Below are 17,092 nucleotides of genomic sequence, written 5' to 3'. Positions count from 1 at the left end.
CAAGAGGCTATTCGACCGTTGTTCCGAGCGAAGCCTGCTTTTGCTGACCGTCGGAAATCTCGACGGTCGCCGTCAGGCCGGCAATCAGCTTGGTACCGTCTGGCACCTTGTCGAGCGCAATGCGCACCGGCACGCGCTGCGCCAGGCGAACCCAGCTGAAGGTCGGCGTGATATTGGCAAGCATGCTGCCGGATGTGCGCTCGCGATCCTCGATGCCGTTGGCGATGCTTTCGACGTGGCCGGTCAGCTTTTCCGTCTGGCCCATCAGATGGATGGAAACGGTATCGCCGACATGGATGCGCGGAAGTTTGGTTTCCTCGAAATAACCCTCGACGCGCAGGGAATCGCTATCGATCAGCGCCACTTCGGCGCTGCCCGCCGTCACATAGTCGCCTGGACGCAGGCTCAGGTTCGAGATCCTGCCGTTAACGGTGGCACGAACCTCGGAGCGATCGAGATTGAGCTGGGCGAGATCGCGACTGGCTTGCGCCTGGCGGAAGGCCGCATCGGCCTGCTGTTCGGCGGTCAGTGCCTGCTCCTTCTGCTGCAGGGAACCTGCGTCGCCGAGGCGGGACTGCCGCTGGTTTTCGCGGTGGGCCTGATCGAGCGCGGCCTTGCTGCTTTCAAGTGCAGCATCGGCCTGCGCCAGCGCGATGGCGAAGCGCTCCCGGTCGACGCGGAAGAGGACGTCGCCCTTGTTGACGGTCTGGTTGTCCTTGACCAGCACGTCGCTAACGAGACCAGCGACATCCGGCGCGATGCCGACGACATCGGCGCGCAGGCGCGCGTCGCGCGTCCACGGCTCATCCATATAATGCCCCCAGAGTTCGCGGCCGACGAAGACGGCTCCGACGACAAAGGCAAGGGTAACGGCGATACGGCCAATCATTTTGAACGTGTTCATGTGAAGTACCAACGGGAGAGTGAGGAAACGGCGCCAAGCAGCAGGACGTAGAGCGCGAGATCGAAGAGACCGCGATGCCAGACCAGGGCATAGGCCCCGACCCTTGCGAGAAGGCGACGGAGGGGAATGACGGCGAGCAGCGCCACCAGCATGAGGACGAGGAGGCGTGGGATATAGACGCCATAAAGATCGAATTCTGCAGGCATGATGTCACTCGGCGGCAATGGAAAGAGGTGAAGATGTATCAGACATGGGCGGCTGCCAGCTTTGCGGCGGCTCGGCATGGGGAAAGAGCGCTCGGCGCAAGCCGACCAGGGCATCGAGGCTCGAACGACCCACCGACCCATCCCGGAGCGCGATGGCCTCCAGGCTGTTGTCGATCGACTGGCGCAATCCATCCGATGGATCGATAGCCTGCCCCACCTTCAACCGCGAGCGATAGAAATCCGCGACGCCGGAGAGAACCGTGCCGACCGACGAAGCGCTCGTGGTAGTCAGCTGCACGCGTTCCTTCTGAAGCATCAGCACGTTGAAACCGAGGCGAACATCGGCGTAGCCGTCGACCTTTTTCAGCTCGCGGTCCTCGACGGCGGCAAGGCGCGGAACGAGTTGACCGAGGCGATCGAGGATGCGGCCAGACAGACGAGCATGATCGCGTCGCCGCGCACCGGTGGCGGTTTCGGCAAGGTCGCTCCAGCCAGCCCGCACCAGCCGCGAAGCGGCGAGTTCGGAGCCGAACGGCCGTGTCAGCTGCGTCCAGACCAGCGCGAAGCCGACGCCCGCCAGAGCAGCGACCGCTCCATTGATGAAGGTGCTGAAATCGGCCGTATAGTGATCCTGCAGCGCGATGAAGGTGGCGCCGTTCACCGTCAGCAGCATGGCGAGCATGTTCGATTGCGGCCGCGGTATCAGCAGACCGATCACCAGGAAGGGCGGCGCGAAAGCCAGCACGAGCAGTTCGTAGCTGTTGATGCCAGGCAATATGCCGAAGATATAGACGAAGGCGATCACCAGGCTGAATGCGGTCCAGACGAACATCGAGGTGATGAACGGCGCCGGACGGTCGAGCGCTGCGAAGAAGGAACAGGCGACGGCCGCCATGGTCACGAAGCCGGCGCCGTCTTCCCAGCCGGTGAATATCCAGAGCAGGCAGGCCACGAAGATGCCGACGACGACCGATCCGGCTGAGAAGGCCAGCAGCGCATAGTCATAGTGCCGGTTGCGTCCGACGACATCACGATGGCGAAAGGCAGGGAGCCAGGAACCAGCTCGCTTGCCAACGACGATCTCATTGCGCAGCGTCAGGCAATCTTGCCACAGATCGACGATCTCCTTCAGCCGGGCGAGCGCGCTGGACAGCACGAGATCATCCCAGCTCAGATCGGGATCGGCATTCTGCAAAGCGTCGATCTTTCCGGAGAGGACTATGGCCGTTGTGTCGGCTTCGCTCTTGCCACCCTTGCTTAACCAATCGGCCACTTCGTTCATGACCGCGAGGAGTTCGGGAGGCAGTACTTTCTCCCTCGCCTTCAACGCATGCAGGCGATCGGCCAGAGATGAGAAGAGCGGCAACAACATCAGGAGACGGCCGCGCAGCTCGCGGGAGTGACGGACGATATCACGGCTATCCGCATCATAGCCGAGCTGGCTGATGATGAGGTCAAGTCCAGTGACATCCGAGGCAAGCTTCTGCCGCTTCAAGGGCGTGGCGGGTGACGCACCCTCCCCGCGCAGGATTTCATCGGCCCAGCTGCCGGCATCATCGAGCCATGTCGTGATGCGTTGACCGAGGACCGAGCGCACGCTGGTCGGGAAAAAGACGGCGCTGACGACGCTGGCGCAGACAATGCCGATGATAATTTCCTCGGAACGAGCGAGCGCGACATCGAAGACGGTTTCCGGAGAGCCGACCGTCGGCAAGGCGATCATGGGCAGCGTGTAACCGGCCAGCATGAAGACATAGCTGCGCGAGGTCCGGTCGAGCATCGATATGAACAGCAGCGTACCCGTCCATAGCGCGATGACGATGGAAAGAAGTATAGGCGCATTGGCGAAGAGCGGAACGAAAAAGACGGCGGCGGACGCTCCGAGCAGCGTGCCGAGCGCGCGATAGAGCGCTTTCGAGCTGGTTGCCCCCGCAAGCGGATTGGCAACGACATAGACGGCTGCCATGGCCCAATAAGGCCGCGGGAGATCCAGCGACAATGCGATGAAGAGCGCGAGCATGGCCGCCACAAAGGCCTTGCCGGAAAACAGCCAGTCACGCCAGGACGGGAGGCTCATAGCGCTTCCTCGCGCTGCTGATTGGTTCCAGATGCCTTCGGCGCCTCGAAATCCTCGAAGGCCTGCAACACACGGATCGCGGCTTCGATATCGGCCTTGTCGACATTGGCGAGGATCCTGCCCCGCAATTCGTCCAGTGTCTCCTCCATGCGCGCCGCAAGCGCCTCGCCTTCGGCGGTCAGCCACAAGCCTTTTGCCCGACGATCTGTCGGATCATCCTTGCGCACGACAAGCCCGAGACTTTCGAGCTGATCGAGCAACCGCACTAGCGACGGGCCTTCGATACCGACGTAATTGGCAAGAACCACCTGCCGCACTCCGCCGCCGAGACGGCCGATCCACAATAGAGGAGCGGCGGACGCCTCCGAGATCCCGTGGGAACTCAGGACAAGATCAACGACCTTCCGCCACTGGCGGCCGGTCGACAGGAGATTGGCTGTGAAGATGCGCTGCAGGGCGTTAAACGATTTCATGGCTATCTATTAGCATTAAATTAGTTATGATTCAAACGATATGGACGAAATGAGCCTGCCAAAACGGAAAGGCAGCTATGCGGTGGAAGACGGGTACTGCGTCACGCGGCAGGTTTCTGCCGAACTCCCCTGCTCGCCGGAAAGGCGGCATCAAGCGCCAGAGCTGCCCCTATCCCCGCGGCATAGGCCAATATGTTCCACAGGGAAAACACCCGCCCCAGCAATAGCGCACCTGCCGTCGTCAATCGAAAGGCGTCCAGCCACGGCGTATGAACCAGCCGGAAAAATTCGACGAAAATGGCAATCAACGCTGCCGCCATGGCGATCTTTCCAGGTTTCGTAGTGACCCGTAACGACGCCAACAGAAGATAGACCATCGATCCCCACAGGATCGAGCCGCCATATTTGACGACCGCAAAAGGCAGATGCGCTTCGTATCCAAACCGCCTGAGCGCGAGACCACAGGCGATGGTCAGGGCTAGGGTGGAAAGCAGCAATACTCTTCTCGATGAGCTTTTTTCTTGGACTTCCAACGTCGTCCCTCACAGGCAAAGCAGGCATCAACCTTTGACGCAGGTAGCCCGCCATCCCGATGAAAAGCAAGAGCATGCCGAGCGGCTCTGGATACGGAAAATTCACGGGTACCGACACAATGTTGAGCTGTAATTTCGCCACGCTCTTCCTGTCATCAGCATTGGCATCCGAGACGTCATCAGCGCCAAGCGTGAGAAACATTGAAATGTCCAAAGCTGCTGCACTGGAAAAGCTTCTGCCGTCTCTCGATAACTATCTCACCCGCGCGCCTGCCTGTTCCGATCTGAAGGGTGTCCGCCGGTTTGCCGTCGAATTCCTATTCTTCGGCATCAAGGAGGCACGCGCCTGTCTTTTCGTAGGGCTGTTTTTCCTGGCAATTTTCACGGTTCCGCACGCGGGGATCCTAGGCATCCCGCGCTATGACGTCCTGCTGATCATTGCGCTCGCCGTTCAAATCGGGATGGTCTGGGCGAAGCTGGAAACCGTCGACGAGTTGAAGGCAGTCTGCCTCTTCCACGTCGTTGGCTTTGCACTCGAAGTTTTCAAAACGTCGGGCAGCATACAATCCTGGGCCTATCCGGATTTCGCCTACACCAAGCTCTTCGGCGTCCCGCTATTTTCCGGCTTCATGTATGCCGCCATCGGCAGCTACATCATCCAGGCGTGGCGCCTCTTCGACCTGCGCATCAAGCATCATCCCCCCTATTGGATGGCGGGCCTGATGGCGGTCGCGATCTACGCCAATTTCTTCACGCATCATTATATCGGCGATTATCGCTGGTATATTGTGGCCTGCACGCTGGGGCTCTATGCGCGCTCGACAGTCGTCTTCCGCCCCTACGACCGCGATCGCCGCATGCCACTGCTGCTGTCCTTCATCCTGATCGGCTTCTTCATCTGGCTCGCAGAGAACATCAGCACCTTTTTCGGCATCTGGAGATATCCAAATCAGATCGGCGCCTGGTCCGCGGTCCACATCGGAAAATGGAGCTCCTGGTCGCTTCTCGTCATCATGATCTTCACCATCGTCGCCAATCTGAAACACATCAAGAAACATGTACATATTCCGGCCTAGGTGGAGCCTCATCGATGGATATCCGCGCTGGCGTGTGATCGCGTTACACGTTGGCAACGCCTTCAAAAATCTGGGCGACGCAAGTATGCGCAGATCATCAAGATGAGCTCCTGTTTCAGCTCCGGCGAGCTGAGTATTCCCTTTCGAGCTGCACTATGGATCACACCTTCGACCGCACCGGATAGCAATTGAGCAACAATTTCGGCGTTCGAACTGCCATCGCTGTTGCCATAGGAAGCGACAAACGCCTTATAGTGGTCCTGATATTCCGCCAGAAAAGCGTCATGAGCTCGCCTGGAAGAACCATCGTGGCCGGGCACTTCGTCCAGAAGCACTCTGTGCAGGTCCGCATTGACGCTATGCGCTTCGATCATGCCTTGCACGAGAGCTTCAACCTGCTGCGACAGCGATCGCTCGCCTTTCCTCGTCCCACGCATCACCGCCAAGACTTCATCGAAGTGATGACGGCGGATCGCTTCGACCAGAGAAAGCTTGTCCGGAAAATACTGATACAGCGAACCGATGCTGACGCCGGCAACATCGGCGACCCCGTTGGTCGTGAACCCGGCCCATCCTCGATCGGCCAAAATGCGAGCACCTGCCTGAATGATGGCATCGACGGTCGCGCGAGAACGGGCCTGGCTCGGCTGTTTTCGCATCGGAGATCGCGGCTTTTTAATGCGAGTAGACATGCGTGCCTTGTCCCGGGAATATGTGAACACCTTACTCACATTTTCCGAAACGATAAAGGCACCCAAATTATGAGCGCATTGCCACTGCTCCGCACCCTTTTCAAATACCAGGCTTGGGCCAATAGCGAGCTACTGCAAAGCATCGCGGACCTGGATCCCGAATTGCATGGCGAAGAACGACATGCCGCAACGCGGTTGATCAACCACTCCTATATCGTCGACCGAATATTCGCGGCGCACCTTGTCAGGCAAAAGCATGGTTTTTCCGCAGACAATACGCCGGGTTCCCCTGCCCTGAAAGACCTTCGCGCGGCCGTTATTGCATCCGACGAATGGTATCTTGACTATCTGGAAACGATGACGGCCGAGCGGTTGTCGGAATCTCTGCCATTCGTGTTTACCGATGGAGACAGAGGCTACATGTCGCGCGAGGAAATGCTGACCCACGTTGTCGTCCATGGCGGATACCATAGAGGTGAGGCCGGTCGCATCCTGGCGCAACTTTCCATCACGCCGCCGTGGGACACTTTTGCGGTCTACCTTCACCAAACCGAGCCTTCCCGCCGACAACAGGCAAATGTGTCTGTCATAAGCTCCCTCACCGAGGATCTCGCTCTTCTATTATAGGCCTTGCTCGCGACCTCATTGGTTTGGATTACGCGTCCAACCAGTTCAGGCTAAACAGAAAAAGGCCGGATGATCGCTCATCCGGCCTTTTGATTTTTATCCGAAGCGAGCCTTAAGCGGCTGCGGCTTCTTCCTCGGCAGCAACGCGGGCCTTGTCGGCTGCGCCCTTGGCAGAGGTGTCGCGATCAACGAATTCGACGACTGCGAGAGCGGCATTGTCGCCCTGACGGAAGCCGGCCTTCATGATGCGCAGGTAGCCGCCGTTGCGGGTGGCGTAACGCGTTGCAATCGCATCAAACAGCTTGGCAACGACAACAGCGTCGCGGATCTGCGAGATGGCCTGACGACGAGCGTGCAGGTCGCCGCGCTTGCCGAGGGTGACAAGCTTTTCGACGATCGGACGAATTTCTTTCGCCTTCGGCAGGGTGGTAACGATCTGCTCATGCGTGATAAGCGAAGCCGCCATGTTGGCGAACATCGCCTTACGGTGGCTAGCGGTTCTATTCAGCTTGCGGCCGGCTTTACCGTGGCGCATTGCTATTCTCCTTCACTTGCAGGCTAGATCCACCTGCAGTTTGATTGGTTAGTATTGGTCTTCGTAGCGCTTGGCGAGATCTTCGATGTTCTCAGGCGGCCATGCCGGCACTTCCATGCCGAGGTGCAGACCCATGGAAGCGAGAACTTCCTTGATTTCGTTCAGCGACTTGCGACCAAAATTCGGCGTGCGGAGCATCTCTGCTTCGGTCTTCTGAATGAGGTCGCCGATATAGACGATGTTGTCGTTCTTCAGGCAATTTGCCGAGCGAACAGACAGTTCCAGTTCGTCCACCTTCTTTAGGAGCGCCGGGTTGAAAGCAAGTTCTGTAACTGCTTCTTCTTCGGCTTCCTTCTGCGGCTCGTCGAAGTTGACGAACACGCCAAGCTGATCCTGGAGGATGCGAGCCGCGAAAGCGACAGCATCTTCACCGGTGATCGAACCATCGGTTTCGATCGACATGCTCAGCTTGTCGTAGTCGAGAACCTGTCCTTCGCGGGTATTTTCTACCTTGTAGGACACCTTCTTGACCGGCGAATAAAGGCTGTCGACCGGGATAAGACCGATCGGAGCATCTTCCGCACGATTACGATCGGCCGGGACATAGCCCTTGCCGTTATTGACGGTGAATTCCATGCGGATTTCGGCACCCTCGTCGAGCGTGCAGATGACATGCTCGGGGTTGAGGATTTCGATATCGCCGACCGTCTGAATATCGCCAGCCGTTACGACGCCCGGGCCCTGCTTACGGACAACCATGCGCTTGGCATCATCGCCATCCATCTTGATGGCGATTTCCTTGATGTTCAGCACGATGTCCGTCACATCTTCCCGGACGCCCGGGATAGAGGAGAACTCATGCAGTACGCCGTCGATCTGCACGGCCGTCACAGCGGCGCCGCGCAGAGAAGACAGCAGAACGCGACGCAGCGCGTTGCCGAGGGTGAGGCCGAAGCCACGCTCCAGCGGTTCGGCCACAAGCGTTGCCTTGGTACGGCCGCTCGAGGTGAACTCGACCTTGTTCGGCTTGATCAGTTCCTGCCAGTTTTTCTGAATCATATTCTTGCCTTCCGTTCGTTGTCACCATCCAATCGTGACAACCGAGCTTGAAAAGCACCGAGCCGGACACTTGTGCGCCGGCCGGTGTCGTGAGTGGCGATGATCAGACGCGGCGCTTCTTGCGCGGGCGGCAACCATTGTGCGGGATCGGCGTTACGTCGCGGATGGACGTAATCATGAAACCAGCAGCCTGGAGCGCGCGCAGAGCGGATTCACGACCGGAACCCGGACCGCAAACTTCAACTTCCAGCGACTTCATGCCATGTTCCTGGGCCTTCTTGGCGCAGTCTTCAGCAGCGATCTGGGCAGCGAACGGGGTCGACTTGCGCGAACCCTTAAAGCCCTTGGCACCAGCGGACGACCAGGCAATCGTGTTGCCCTGTGCGTCGGTGATGGTGATCATCGTGTTGTTGAAGGTCGAATTGACGTGCGCAACGCCCGACGAAATATTTTTACGCTCGCGACGGCGAACGCGTACGGCTTCCTTGGCCATGGTAGTCCTTTCTTGGATCTCTGCACCGCCGTAATACCAGCGGCTCCACCGGAGCGGCGCCGAACTAGCGCCATTCCAAACTCAAAAGAGGCCGGCGCAGACCGCCAGCCTCCCACATCCGGTTTCCCGGAGATTACTTCTTCTTACCAGCAATAGCCTTTGCCGGACCCTTGCGGGTGCGGGCATTGGTATGGGTGCGCTGGCCGCGAACCGGAAGGCTGCGACGATGGCGCAGGCCACGGTAGCTGCCAAGGTCCATCAGACGCTTGATGTTCATCGAAGTATCACGACGAAGGTCGCCTTCGACCTGATAATCGCGATCGATGGTTTCGCGGATCTGCAGAACTTCAGCGTCCGTCAACTGGTTGACGCGACGCTCAGCCGGAATACCGACCTTCTCGCAGATTTCCTGTGCAAACTTCGGTCCGATCCCGTGAATGTAGCGAAGCGCAATAACTACGCGCTTTGCGGTCGGGATGTTGACGCCAGCGATACGAGCCACGCCTGTTCTCCTTGCATTCCTTTTGCCGAAGCAAAGGGCTTTTGTTATGCAGCCCGGGAGCTGCTTGTTCGATTACGTCCGCAACACGTCAAAACGACCGTACCCGGACTTCCCGATGGAAATCCGCGCCGATCGCTTGGTATGTCGCGAGTTGGCGCGGTGTTTAACGGAATCAGTGCAAAAAAGCAACCGCTCCCGGCAAGTTTATTTTAAGCTGTCTAAAGCTTAGAGAGGATTGCCTCGATATCGGCCGTCACATGTTCGATATCCGACATGCCATCGACCGACTGAAGCTTGCCCTTGGCATAATAGTAGCCGATGAGCGGCGAGGTTTCCTTGTAGTAGACCTGCAGGCGCTCGACGACCGTTTCTCTGTTGTCGTCGGCCCGACGTTTGAAATGGGTGGAACCGCAACGGTCACACACACCCTCCACCTTCGGCCTCAGGTTTTCGTCGTGATAGCCAGCGCCGCAGTTGGCGCAGGTATAACGGCCCGAAATACGATCGGCGAGCACGGCGTCATCGACCTTGATCTCGATCACGGCGGAGAGCCCAAGACCCTTCGCCTTCAACATCGCTTCCGTCGCATCAGCCTGAACGAGCGTGCGCGGAAAACCATCGAGGATGAACCCCTTGACGCAATCCGGTTGATCGATTCGCTCGGACACGATGGCATTGACGATCTCGTCTGAAACAAGCTTGCCGGCGTCCATGACGGCCTTGGCGCGCTTACCTACTTCAGTCCCGGCCGCCACGGCAGCCCTCAGCATATCCCCCGTGGAAAGCTGCGGAATGCCATGCTTTTCCACGATACGCTGGGCCTGGGTTCCCTTACCTGCACCCGGCGGCCCTAAAAGTATCAATCTCATCGCCCCCTCTTTCCTCCACGCAACTTCGATTTCTTGATCAGGCCTTCGTATTGCTGTGCGATCAGGTGACCCTGAATCTGTGCCACCGTATCCAGCGTTACGCTAACCACGATCAGAAGCGAAGTGCCACCCAGAGCCAACGGAATACCGGTCTGGGACACAAGAATTTCGGGCAGAATGCAGACGAAGACGAGATAGAGAGCGCCGATAACCGTGATGCGGGTGAGCACATAGTCGATATATTCGGCGGTGCGATCGCCCGGACGGATGCCCGGGATGAAGCCACCATGCTTCTTCAGATTGTCGGCCGTGTCCTTCGGATTGAAGACCAGGGCGGTATAGAAGAAGGCGAAGAAGGCGATCAGGGCGGCGTAGAGTACCATGTAGAGCGGCTGGCCGTGACCAAGAGCCGCAACGATCGAGGTGACCCAGGCCGGCAGTGCCGTGTTGGTGCCAAGACCGGCGATGGTCGCAGGCAGGAGCAGCAGCGACGATGCGAAGATCGCTGGGATAACGCCCGAGGTGTTGAGCTTCAGCGGCAGATGCGAGGTGTCACCCTGGAACATGCGGGTACCGACCTGGCGCTTCGGATACTGGATCAACAGGCGGCGCTGGGCGCGCTCAACGAAGACGATCAGCGCGATGACCAGAACAGCCACGATAAGCACGAGGAGAATGAGGCCCGTCGACAGAGCGCCGGTACGGCCGAGTTCGAGCGTGCCGGCAAGTGCCGTCGGCAGACCGGCTGCAATGCCTGCAAAGATGATCAGCGAAATACCGTTGCCGATACCACGCGAGGTAACCTGCTCGCCAAGCCACATCAGGAACATCGTGCCGCCGAGCAGCGTGATGACGGTGGAAATACGGAAGAACCAGCCCGGATCAAGAACAACGCCATTGCCATGCTCGAGGCCGATCGCAATGCCATAGGCCTGCAATGCGCCGAGCAACACGGTGCCGTAGCGGGTGTACTGGTTGATGATCTTGCGGCCCTGCTCGCCTTCCTTCTTCAGATTTTCGAGCGCCGGCACGACCGAGGTCATGAGCTGCACGATGATCGAAGCGGAGATGTAGGGCATGATACCGAGCGCGAAAATCGCCATACGCTGGACGGCGCCGCCGGAAAACATGTTGAAGAGGCCGAGAATGCCGCCAGACTGATTCGAGAAAGCCTGGGCGTAAGCCGCCGGGTTGAGGCCCGGAAGCGGGATATGTGTCCCCAGTCGATAAACGAGGAGAGCACCGAGCGTGAACCACAAGCGCTTCTTGAGATCCTCGGCTTTGGCAAAGGTCGAGAAATTGAGATTGGACGCCAATTGTTCCGCTGCAGAAGCCATGCAAATCTCCGCACTACCAATTCCGGCAAAATCGGCCGGGTCCGGAATCAGTTGTCAAATTGTTCAAAAGCCGGGCTTCGGACGGATTGCACTGCAATCGAATGCCTCACCCTGGGTTCCCGTTATTCACCAGAAAGACACAGTTGCATCATTCAGGTTCGTGAGGCTCTCATATGGGAGCAAAATCGCCCGGTGTGAAGCACCCCGGGCGACTTATTGATAAGATTATTCTGCGACAGCAGCTGCTGCTGCGAGCAGCTTGATGGAACCGCCAGCCTTTTCGATCTTTTCGACCGCCGACTTGGAGGCGCCGGCAACTTCCAGCGAAAGCTTCGCCTTCAGTTCACCGTCCGAGAGAACCCGAACGCCGTCCTTGACGCGGCGAATCACACCGGCAGCCTTGAGAACGGCAGCATCGATGGTCTTCGTAGCGTCGAGCTTGCCAGCGTCAACCGCGGTCTGGATGCGCTCCAGCGACACGACAACATAATCGGAAGCGAAGATGTTGTTGAAACCGCGCTTCGGCAGGCGACGGTAGATGGGCATCTGACCGCCTTCGAAGCCGTTGATAGCAACGCCCGAACGGGACTTCTGACCCTTCACACCACGGCCACCGGTCTTACCGGTGCCGGAGCCGATGCCGCGGCCGAGGCGCTTGCGGCTATGGGTCGAGCCTTCGTTATCCTTGATCTCATTCAATTTCATAGCGAATACCTCCGGCTCACTTCTCTTCGACAACGCGAACGAGATGCTGGACTGCACGGATCATGCCACGGACAGCTGGAGTATCTTCCAGCGTGCGGCGACGGTGCATCTTGTTCAGTCCGAGACCGATCAGCGTCTTCTGCTGAACATCCGGACGGCGGATGGGGCTGCCAATCTGCTCGACCGTAACGGTCGCATTGGCGTTAGCCTTCTTGGTCGTCTTGGCCATAGGTCAAACTCCCTTATTCTTCGGAGGCATTGCCCGAAGCGGAACGACGAGACTGCAGAGTGGCATACTTGATGCCGCGCTGAGCTGCGATGTCCTTCGGGTGAACCTGGTGCTTCAGGGCGTCGAACGTGGCGCGAACCATGTTGTAAGGGTTCGACGAACCGGTCGACTTCGCAACGACGTCATGAACGCCGAGCGTTTCGAAAACAGCGCGCATCGGGCCGCCGGCGATGATACCGGTACCGACCTTGGCCGAGCGCAGCAGAACCTTGCCGGCGCCATGACGGCCATGGACGTCATGATGCAGCGTACGGCCGTCACGCAGCGGTACGAAGATCAGGTCGCGCTTGGCGCTTTCGGTGGCCTTACGGATGGCTTCCGGCACTTCGCGTGCCTTGCCATGACCGAAGCCTACGCGGCCCTTCTGGTCACCAACAACGACGAGAGCGGCGAAACCGAAACGGCGGCCACCCTTTACAACCTTGGCGACGCGATTGATCGCTACCAGCTTGTCGACGAATTCGCTATCGCGCTCGTCACGGCTCTGACGGTCATCCCGCGAGCCCCTCTTTTCCTGTGCCATTGTCCTCTTCCTTTTTCTTTTCCGGGTGCAATCGGCAAACGACAAGGACCGCATGCCCTCCCCCTAAGGGGAAACTTGCGGTCCGGTGAATATCCGGTCGACGCTTAAAGCGGCCGACCGGAAACTTGATCAGAAGGACAGGCCGCCTTCGCGGGCTGCTTCAGCCAAGGCCTTGATACGGCCGTGGTAGATAAAGGCGCCGCGATCGAACACGACTTCCTTGACGCCTGCCTTGGAAGCACGCTCGGCTACGAGCTTGCCAACGAGGGCGGCGGCTGCGGTGTCGGCACCGGTCTTCAGAGAACCGCGCAGATCCTTGTCGAGGGTGGAGGCAGACGCAAGCGTCTTGCCGGCCACATCATCGATGACCTGGACGTAGATGTTCTTCGACGAGCGATGAACCGACAGGCGCGGGCGGCCATTGGCCACCGACTTAAGTTGACGACGCACGCGGTTGGCACGACGTGCAAGTGCTTCTTTCCTGCTAGCCATTTCGCGTGATCCTTACTTCTTCTTGCCTTCTTTGCGGACGATCCGCTCGCCGGCATACTTAACGCCCTTGCCCTTGTAAGGCTCAGGACCGCGGTATTCGCGGATTTCAGCGGCAACTTGGCCGACCTGCTGCTTGTTGATGCCGGTGACGACGATTTCCGTCGGCTTCGGCACAGCAATCGTAATGCCTTCCGGCGGCTCATAAACCACGTCGTGGCTGAATCCGAGCGCGAGCTGCAGGTTCTTGCCCTGCAGGGCGGCACGGTAGCCGACGCCGTTGATTTCGAGCTTCCGCTCGTAGCCGTCCTTAACACCCTTCAGGATGTTTTCGATCATCGTGCGGGACATGCCCCACTTCGAACGAGCATCCTTGGAGTTGCTAAGCGGCGTTACGACAATTGCATTATCTTCCAGCTTGAGACCGATTTCGTCGTTAGCAACGAAAAACAGTTCGCCCTTGGGGCCCTTAGCAGTCACCTTTTGGCCATCAACCGAGGCGGTGATTCCTGCAGGCACCTGAACGGGCTTCTTACCGATACGAGACATTTTTTCAAACCTGTCTGTTTCGAAGGAGATCCATGTTCGGTCTTAGAAGACCGAGCAAAGAACCTCACCACCAACATTCTGTTCACGAGCCTGGTGATCGGCCATCACACCCTTCGGAGTCGAAAGGATGATGATACCGAGACCGTTCGCGACCTGCGGAATGGACTTAACCGAGACATAAACTCGGCGGCCCGGCTTAGACACTCGGCCGATCTCGCGGATCACCGATGAGCCTTCATAGTACTTGAGTTCGATGCTGAGCTCAGACTTGCCGTTGCCGAAATCGACGACAGAGTAGCCACGGATGTAGCCTTCAGCCTGGAGAACATCGAGAACGCGTGCACGGAGCTTGGAAGCAGGCGTCGAAACCGACGACTTGCGACGCGAAGCGCCATTGCGGATGCGTGTGAGCATATCGCCCAAAGGATCAGTCATAGTCATCTAATCTGCTCCTTACCAGCTCGACTTGACAATGCCCGGCACCTTGCCGAAATTGCCGAGTTCACGCAGCGCAATACGCGACATGCGCAGTTTGCGGTAATAGGCGCGCGGGCGGCCCGAAATTTCGCAACGGTTGCGAACACGAGTCTTCGATCCATCGCGCGGGAGCGATGCCAGCTTCAGTGTGGCCTTGAACCGGTCTTCGATCGGGAGAGACTGGTTCATGATGGTTGCCTTCAGAGCAGCCCGCTTCGCGGATTGAGTGGCAACCGTATTGCGGCGGCGCTTGTTCTTTTCAACTGCGCTTGTCTTCGCCATATTTAGGTTCCTTTTCTACGCTCGTCGTTACGGTTATTGACGGAACGGGAAGTTGAACTCTTTCAGAAGAGCCCGAGCTTCGTCATCCGCGGTCGCCGTCGTGCAAACGATGATGTCCATGCCCCACATCTGATCAACCTTATCGTAGTTGATCTCAGGGAACACAATGTGTTCCTTGATGCCCATGGCGAAGTTGCCACGACCGTCAAAGCTTTTCGGGTTCAGGCCACGAAAGTCGCGAACGCGCGGGAGCGCGATGTTGATCAGACGATCCAGAAACTCGTACATGCGGGCGCCGCGAAGGGTTACCTTGGCGCCGATTGGCATATTTTCGCGGACCTTGAAGCCTGCGATGGAGTTGCGAGCATGCGTGATAACCGGCTTCTGGCCGGCAATCGCTGCAAGGTCGGCGGCAGCAACAGTCGGCTTCTTCGAATCAGCCGTTGCTTCGCCCACGCCCATGTTGATCACGATCTTATCAAGCTTCGGGATCTGCATTTCGTTGGCGTAGGAGAACTGCTCCTGCATCGCCGCACGAATGCGGGCAACGTATTCTTTCTTGAGCCGCGGCTCGTACTTTACCTCAGCCATCGATCACTTCTCCCGAGGTCTTCGCCACGCGGACCTTCTTGCCGTCTACAACCTGAAAACCGACGCGGGTCGGCTTACCGTCCTTGTCGACGATTGCGAGGTTGGACAGGTGAAGCGAGGCTTCCTTGCTGATAATGCCAGCTTCCTGGGTCTGCGTCTGGCGCTGGTGGCGCTTGATGACGTTGACGCCACGGACGACCGCACGGTCTTCCTTCGGCAGCATTAGAATGACTTCGCCGGTACGGCCCTTGTCCTTGCCGGCCAATACGACAACCTTGTCGCCTTTACGGATCTTTTTCATCGCTCCGCTCCCTTACAGTACTTCTGGAGCGAGCGAGATGATCTTCATATGGTTCTTAGCGCGAAGTTCGCGCGGAACCGGTCCGAAGATACGGGTGCCGATCGGCTCTTTTTTGTTATCGATGAGGACTGCTGCATTGGTATCGAAGCGGATAACGCTGCCATCCGGACGACGGATGTCTTTAGCGGTGCGAACGACAACCGCCTTCATCACGTCACCCTTCTTCACGCGGCCGCGCGGAATGGCTTCCTTGATCGAAACGACGATAACGTCGCCGATCGAGGCATACTTGCGCTTCGAACCGCCCAGCACCTTGATGCACATGACACGACGTGCGCCGGAATTATCCGCCACGTCGAGGTTTGTTTGCATCTGAATCATGTCAGGTCGCCTTCTTGTTGTTACCGGAATGGTTGGGTCTAACGACCCCCTACCCCGGCTTATGGACTAGTCTCTTGTCTGATTTCTCCAGCGCTTGGAACCACAAGGGTTACCTTTGCCAGCCATCAACAAAGCAAAAGAACGCTCGTACTCGAGCGTCCTGCTTCCAAGCTCGTGCTTCATACAGATATTTCGCCCAGACGCAAGGGCCTGAGCGAAATTCTGTTACTTGACTGGGCGGAAACGACCGTCCAGGTCTTGTCTTTGGAGATCGGCGCGCATTCCTCGATGGAAACGTTGTCGCCGACCTTGTACTGATTGTTCTCGTCGTGGGCCTTGTACTTTTTGGAACGACGAACGGTCTTCTGGAGCAGCGGGTGAGCGAAACGACGCTCAACGCGGACAACTACCGTCTTCTCGTTCTTGTCGCTGACCACGACGCCCTGCAGAATGCGCTTCGGCATGTTATTTTTCCTTTAGGCCTTTGCTTCTGCCGCCTTCTGGCGGGCAATGGTTTTCACGCGAGCGATATCCTTGCGGACTTCGTCGATGCGCGAGGACTTCTCAAGCTGACCAGTCGCCTTCTGAAAGCGCAGATTGAACTGCTCCTTCTTCAGCTTGGCAAGCTCGTCCTTGAGTTGGTCGGCGCTCAGGGCGCGAACATCTGCGGCTTTCATGAGCTTCTTCCTTACTCTGCAATGCGCTGCACGAAGCGCGTCTTGACCGAGAGCTTGGCGGAACCGAGGCGCAGAGCCTCACGAGCGATTTCTTCGCTTACACCATCGATCTCGAACATCATACGGCCGGGCTTGACCTTGCATGCCCAGTATTCGACAGAGCCTTTACCCTTACCCATACGGACTTCGGTCGGCTTCTTGGTTACCGGAACATCCGGGAACACCCGGATCCATACACGGCCGGCACGCTTCATGTGACGCGTGATCGCGCGGCGAGCCGCTTCGATCTCGCGAGCGTTGACGCGGTTGGGTTCCTGCGACTTCAGGCCGAATTCGCCGAATGCGAGATCAGAACCGCCCTTGGCAACGCCCTTGATGCGACCCTTAAATTGCTTCCGGTACTTCGTACGCTTTGGCTGCAACATTTTTCTATTCTCCGAACTTA

27 protein-coding genes are annotated in these 17,092 nt (G+C 58.1%); 2 read left to right on the top strand and 25 right to left on the bottom strand.

The window, feature by feature from the left end:
- Window positions 1-7: 7 nt before the first annotated feature.
- From HB780_RS14245 to HB780_RS14225, 5 genes are all read right to left on the bottom strand, one after another.
- Window positions 8-904 carry an efflux RND transporter periplasmic adaptor subunit gene (locus HB780_RS14245; RefSeq protein ID WP_183692806.1) on the bottom strand — a complete coding sequence of 299 codons (897 nt, stop codon included), beginning with the start codon at window positions 902-904 and terminating at the stop codon, window positions 8-10.
- On the bottom strand, window positions 901-1,110 hold the full coding sequence (locus HB780_RS14240; protein ID WP_183692805.1) for a DUF1656 domain-containing protein: 210 nt from the start codon (window positions 1,108-1,110) through the stop codon (window positions 901-903). Before HB780_RS14240 ends, HB780_RS14245 begins: the two co-directional genes overlap by 4 nt.
- Window positions 1,111-1,114: 4 nt before the next feature.
- Window positions 1,115-3,187, bottom strand: coding sequence for an FUSC family protein (locus tag HB780_RS14235; protein ID WP_183692803.1), 2,073 nt, complete (start codon window positions 3,185-3,187; stop codon window positions 1,115-1,117).
- Window positions 3,184-3,660, bottom strand: a complete 477-nt coding sequence (locus HB780_RS14230) for a MarR family winged helix-turn-helix transcriptional regulator (RefSeq protein ID WP_183692801.1) — start codon at window positions 3,658-3,660, stop codon at window positions 3,184-3,186. The genes HB780_RS14235 and HB780_RS14230 overlap by 4 nt, the downstream gene beginning before the upstream one ends.
- Window positions 3,661-3,761: 101 nt before the next feature.
- On the bottom strand, window positions 3,762-4,157 hold the full coding sequence (locus HB780_RS14225) for a ribosomal maturation YjgA family protein (protein WP_286203105.1): 396 nt from the start codon (window positions 4,155-4,157) through the stop codon (window positions 3,762-3,764).
- Window positions 4,158-4,399: 242 nt separating this feature from the next.
- On the opposite strand from HB780_RS14225, the gene HB780_RS14220 reads away from it, so the two are divergent.
- Window positions 4,400-5,269, top strand: coding sequence for a DUF817 domain-containing protein (locus tag HB780_RS14220; RefSeq protein WP_183692797.1), 870 nt, complete (start codon window positions 4,400-4,402; stop codon window positions 5,267-5,269).
- 62 nt (window positions 5,270-5,331) lie between these two features.
- On the opposite strand, the gene HB780_RS14215 is transcribed toward HB780_RS14220, so the two are convergent.
- Window positions 5,332-5,928: a TetR/AcrR family transcriptional regulator gene (locus HB780_RS14215; RefSeq protein ID WP_183692795.1), complete on the bottom strand. Its 597-nt coding sequence runs from the start codon at window positions 5,926-5,928 to the stop codon at window positions 5,332-5,334.
- 102 nt (window positions 5,929-6,030) lie between these two features.
- Here HB780_RS14215 and HB780_RS14210 point away from each other — a divergent pair, with 102 nt between their 5' ends.
- Window positions 6,031-6,588 carry a DinB family protein gene (locus HB780_RS14210; RefSeq protein ID WP_183692793.1) on the top strand — a complete coding sequence of 186 codons (558 nt, stop codon included), beginning with the start codon at window positions 6,031-6,033 and terminating at the stop codon, window positions 6,586-6,588.
- 112 nt (window positions 6,589-6,700) lie between these two features.
- Here HB780_RS14210 and rplQ read toward each other — a convergent pair whose 3' ends face one another.
- From rplQ to rplP, 19 genes are all read right to left on the bottom strand, one after another.
- The gene (gene rplQ / locus HB780_RS14205) at window positions 6,701-7,123 is read right to left on the bottom strand and encodes a 50S ribosomal protein L17 (protein ID WP_007690793.1); all 423 of its coding nucleotides are present in this window, start codon (window positions 7,121-7,123) and stop codon (window positions 6,701-6,703) included.
- A 48-nt stretch (window positions 7,124-7,171) separates the two neighbouring features.
- Window positions 7,172-8,182, bottom strand: a complete 1,011-nt coding sequence (locus HB780_RS14200) for a DNA-directed RNA polymerase subunit alpha (protein ID WP_047454415.1) — start codon at window positions 8,180-8,182, stop codon at window positions 7,172-7,174.
- A 103-nt stretch (window positions 8,183-8,285) separates the two neighbouring features.
- Window positions 8,286-8,675: a 30S ribosomal protein S11 gene (gene rpsK / locus HB780_RS14195; protein WP_183692790.1), complete on the bottom strand. Its 390-nt coding sequence runs from the start codon at window positions 8,673-8,675 to the stop codon at window positions 8,286-8,288.
- A 133-nt stretch (window positions 8,676-8,808) separates the two neighbouring features.
- On the bottom strand, window positions 8,809-9,177 hold the full coding sequence (gene rpsM, locus HB780_RS14190; RefSeq protein WP_047454406.1) for a 30S ribosomal protein S13: 369 nt from the start codon (window positions 9,175-9,177) through the stop codon (window positions 8,809-8,811).
- Between the two features lie 218 nt (window positions 9,178-9,395).
- On the bottom strand, window positions 9,396-10,046 hold the full coding sequence (locus HB780_RS14185) for an adenylate kinase (protein WP_183692788.1): 651 nt from the start codon (window positions 10,044-10,046) through the stop codon (window positions 9,396-9,398).
- Window positions 10,043-11,383: a preprotein translocase subunit SecY gene (gene secY / locus HB780_RS14180; protein ID WP_183692786.1), complete on the bottom strand. Its 1,341-nt coding sequence runs from the start codon at window positions 11,381-11,383 to the stop codon at window positions 10,043-10,045. The genes HB780_RS14185 and secY overlap by 4 nt, the downstream gene beginning before the upstream one ends.
- Window positions 11,384-11,608: 225 nt before the next feature.
- Window positions 11,609-12,088, bottom strand: coding sequence for a 50S ribosomal protein L15 (rplO, locus tag HB780_RS14175; protein WP_183692784.1), 480 nt, complete (start codon window positions 12,086-12,088; stop codon window positions 11,609-11,611).
- 16 nt (window positions 12,089-12,104) lie between these two features.
- Window positions 12,105-12,317, bottom strand: coding sequence for a 50S ribosomal protein L30 (gene rpmD / locus HB780_RS14170; RefSeq protein ID WP_183692782.1), 213 nt, complete (start codon window positions 12,315-12,317; stop codon window positions 12,105-12,107).
- A 13-nt stretch (window positions 12,318-12,330) separates the two neighbouring features.
- Complete coding sequence (gene rpsE, locus HB780_RS14165) at window positions 12,331-12,900, bottom strand: 30S ribosomal protein S5 (protein WP_183692780.1); 570 nt, start codon at window positions 12,898-12,900, stop codon at window positions 12,331-12,333.
- Between the two features lie 129 nt (window positions 12,901-13,029).
- A complete protein-coding gene (gene rplR / locus HB780_RS14160; protein WP_047454397.1) occupies window positions 13,030-13,392 on the bottom strand; it encodes a 50S ribosomal protein L18 in 363 nt (120 codons plus the stop codon).
- A 12-nt stretch (window positions 13,393-13,404) separates the two neighbouring features.
- The gene (gene rplF, locus HB780_RS14155) at window positions 13,405-13,938 is read right to left on the bottom strand and encodes a 50S ribosomal protein L6 (RefSeq protein WP_183692778.1); all 534 of its coding nucleotides are present in this window, start codon (window positions 13,936-13,938) and stop codon (window positions 13,405-13,407) included.
- Between the two features lie 42 nt (window positions 13,939-13,980).
- Window positions 13,981-14,379, bottom strand: a complete 399-nt coding sequence (gene rpsH / locus HB780_RS14150) for a 30S ribosomal protein S8 (protein ID WP_007690778.1) — start codon at window positions 14,377-14,379, stop codon at window positions 13,981-13,983.
- 12 nt (window positions 14,380-14,391) lie between these two features.
- Window positions 14,392-14,697 carry a 30S ribosomal protein S14 gene (rpsN, locus tag HB780_RS14145; protein WP_183692777.1) on the bottom strand — a complete coding sequence of 102 codons (306 nt, stop codon included), beginning with the start codon at window positions 14,695-14,697 and terminating at the stop codon, window positions 14,392-14,394.
- A 33-nt stretch (window positions 14,698-14,730) separates the two neighbouring features.
- Window positions 14,731-15,288, bottom strand: a complete 558-nt coding sequence (gene rplE / locus HB780_RS14140) for a 50S ribosomal protein L5 (protein WP_047454392.1) — start codon at window positions 15,286-15,288, stop codon at window positions 14,731-14,733.
- Complete coding sequence (rplX, locus tag HB780_RS14135; RefSeq protein ID WP_183692775.1) at window positions 15,281-15,589, bottom strand: 50S ribosomal protein L24; 309 nt, start codon at window positions 15,587-15,589, stop codon at window positions 15,281-15,283. The genes rplE and rplX overlap by 8 nt, the downstream gene beginning before the upstream one ends.
- Window positions 15,590-15,601: 12 nt before the next feature.
- A complete protein-coding gene (gene rplN / locus HB780_RS14130; protein ID WP_003573790.1) occupies window positions 15,602-15,970 on the bottom strand; it encodes a 50S ribosomal protein L14 in 369 nt (122 codons plus the stop codon).
- 179 nt (window positions 15,971-16,149) lie between these two features.
- Window positions 16,150-16,434, bottom strand: coding sequence for a 30S ribosomal protein S17 (gene rpsQ / locus HB780_RS14125; protein ID WP_183692773.1), 285 nt, complete (start codon window positions 16,432-16,434; stop codon window positions 16,150-16,152).
- Between the two features lie 12 nt (window positions 16,435-16,446).
- Window positions 16,447-16,647 carry a 50S ribosomal protein L29 gene (gene rpmC / locus HB780_RS14120; protein WP_183692771.1) on the bottom strand — a complete coding sequence of 67 codons (201 nt, stop codon included), beginning with the start codon at window positions 16,645-16,647 and terminating at the stop codon, window positions 16,447-16,449.
- Window positions 16,648-16,658: 11 nt separating this feature from the next.
- A complete protein-coding gene (gene rplP, locus HB780_RS14115; RefSeq protein WP_034507389.1) occupies window positions 16,659-17,072 on the bottom strand; it encodes a 50S ribosomal protein L16 in 414 nt (137 codons plus the stop codon).
- Window positions 17,073-17,092: the final 20 nt, after the last annotated feature.

The organism is Rhizobium lusitanum (assembly GCF_014189535.1).
Lineage (GTDB): Bacteria > Pseudomonadota > Alphaproteobacteria > Rhizobiales > Rhizobiaceae > Rhizobium > Rhizobium lusitanum_C.
Note: the sequence above shows the minus strand (reverse complement) of the source record. Positions and strands in the feature narration are given on the sequence as shown.

Bases quoted from the DNA above. Each gene is read 5' to 3' on its own strand.
- HB780_RS14245 (WP_183692806.1), bottom strand. From the start codon at position 904: ATGAACACGTTCAAAATGATTGGCCGTATCGCCGTTACCCTTGCCTTT.
- HB780_RS14240 (WP_183692805.1), bottom strand. From the start codon at position 1,110: ATGCCTGCAGAATTCGATCTTTATGGCGTCTATATCCCACGCCTCCTC.
- HB780_RS14235 (WP_183692803.1), bottom strand. From the start codon at position 3,187: ATGAGCCTCCCGTCCTGGCGTGACTGGCTGTTTTCCGGCAAGGCCTTT.
- HB780_RS14230 (WP_183692801.1), bottom strand. From the start codon at position 3,660: ATGAAATCGTTTAACGCCCTGCAGCGCATCTTCACAGCCAATCTCCTG.
- HB780_RS14220 (WP_183692797.1), top strand. From the start codon at position 4,400: ATGTCCAAAGCTGCTGCACTGGAAAAGCTTCTGCCGTCTCTCGATAAC.
- HB780_RS14215 (WP_183692795.1), bottom strand. From the start codon at position 5,928: ATGCGAAAACAGCCGAGCCAGGCCCGTTCTCGCGCGACCGTCGATGCC.
- HB780_RS14210 (WP_183692793.1), top strand. From the start codon at position 6,031: ATGAGCGCATTGCCACTGCTCCGCACCCTTTTCAAATACCAGGCTTGG.
- rplQ (WP_007690793.1), bottom strand. From the start codon at position 7,123: ATGCGCCACGGTAAAGCCGGCCGCAAGCTGAATAGAACCGCTAGCCAC.
- HB780_RS14200 (WP_047454415.1), bottom strand. From the start codon at position 8,182: ATGATTCAGAAAAACTGGCAGGAACTGATCAAGCCGAACAAGGTCGAG.
- rpsK (WP_183692790.1), bottom strand. From the start codon at position 8,675: ATGGCCAAGGAAGCCGTACGCGTTCGCCGTCGCGAGCGTAAAAATATT.
- HB780_RS14185 (WP_183692788.1), bottom strand. From the start codon at position 10,046: ATGAGATTGATACTTTTAGGGCCGCCGGGTGCAGGTAAGGGAACCCAG.
- secY (WP_183692786.1), bottom strand. From the start codon at position 11,383: ATGGCTTCTGCAGCGGAACAATTGGCGTCCAATCTCAATTTCTCGACC.
- rplO (WP_183692784.1), bottom strand. From the start codon at position 12,088: ATGAAATTGAATGAGATCAAGGATAACGAAGGCTCGACCCATAGCCGC.
- rpmD (WP_183692782.1), bottom strand. From the start codon at position 12,317: ATGGCCAAGACGACCAAGAAGGCTAACGCCAATGCGACCGTTACGGTC.
- rpsE (WP_183692780.1), bottom strand. From the start codon at position 12,900: ATGGCACAGGAAAAGAGGGGCTCGCGGGATGACCGTCAGAGCCGTGAC.
- rplR (WP_047454397.1), bottom strand. From the start codon at position 13,392: ATGGCTAGCAGGAAAGAAGCACTTGCACGTCGTGCCAACCGCGTGCGT.
- rplF (WP_183692778.1), bottom strand. From the start codon at position 13,938: ATGTCTCGTATCGGTAAGAAGCCCGTTCAGGTGCCTGCAGGAATCACC.
- rpsH (WP_007690778.1), bottom strand. From the start codon at position 14,379: ATGACTATGACTGATCCTTTGGGCGATATGCTCACACGCATCCGCAAT.
- rpsN (WP_183692777.1), bottom strand. From the start codon at position 14,697: ATGGCGAAGACAAGCGCAGTTGAAAAGAACAAGCGCCGCCGCAATACG.
- rplE (WP_047454392.1), bottom strand. From the start codon at position 15,288: ATGGCTGAGGTAAAGTACGAGCCGCGGCTCAAGAAAGAATACGTTGCC.
- rplX (WP_183692775.1), bottom strand. From the start codon at position 15,589: ATGAAAAAGATCCGTAAAGGCGACAAGGTTGTCGTATTGGCCGGCAAG.
- rplN (WP_003573790.1), bottom strand. From the start codon at position 15,970: ATGATTCAGATGCAAACAAACCTCGACGTGGCGGATAATTCCGGCGCA.
- rpsQ (WP_183692773.1), bottom strand. From the start codon at position 16,434: ATGCCGAAGCGCATTCTGCAGGGCGTCGTGGTCAGCGACAAGAACGAG.
- rpmC (WP_183692771.1), bottom strand. From the start codon at position 16,647: ATGAAAGCCGCAGATGTTCGCGCCCTGAGCGCCGACCAACTCAAGGAC.
- rplP (WP_034507389.1), bottom strand. From the start codon at position 17,072: ATGTTGCAGCCAAAGCGTACGAAGTACCGGAAGCAATTTAAGGGTCGC.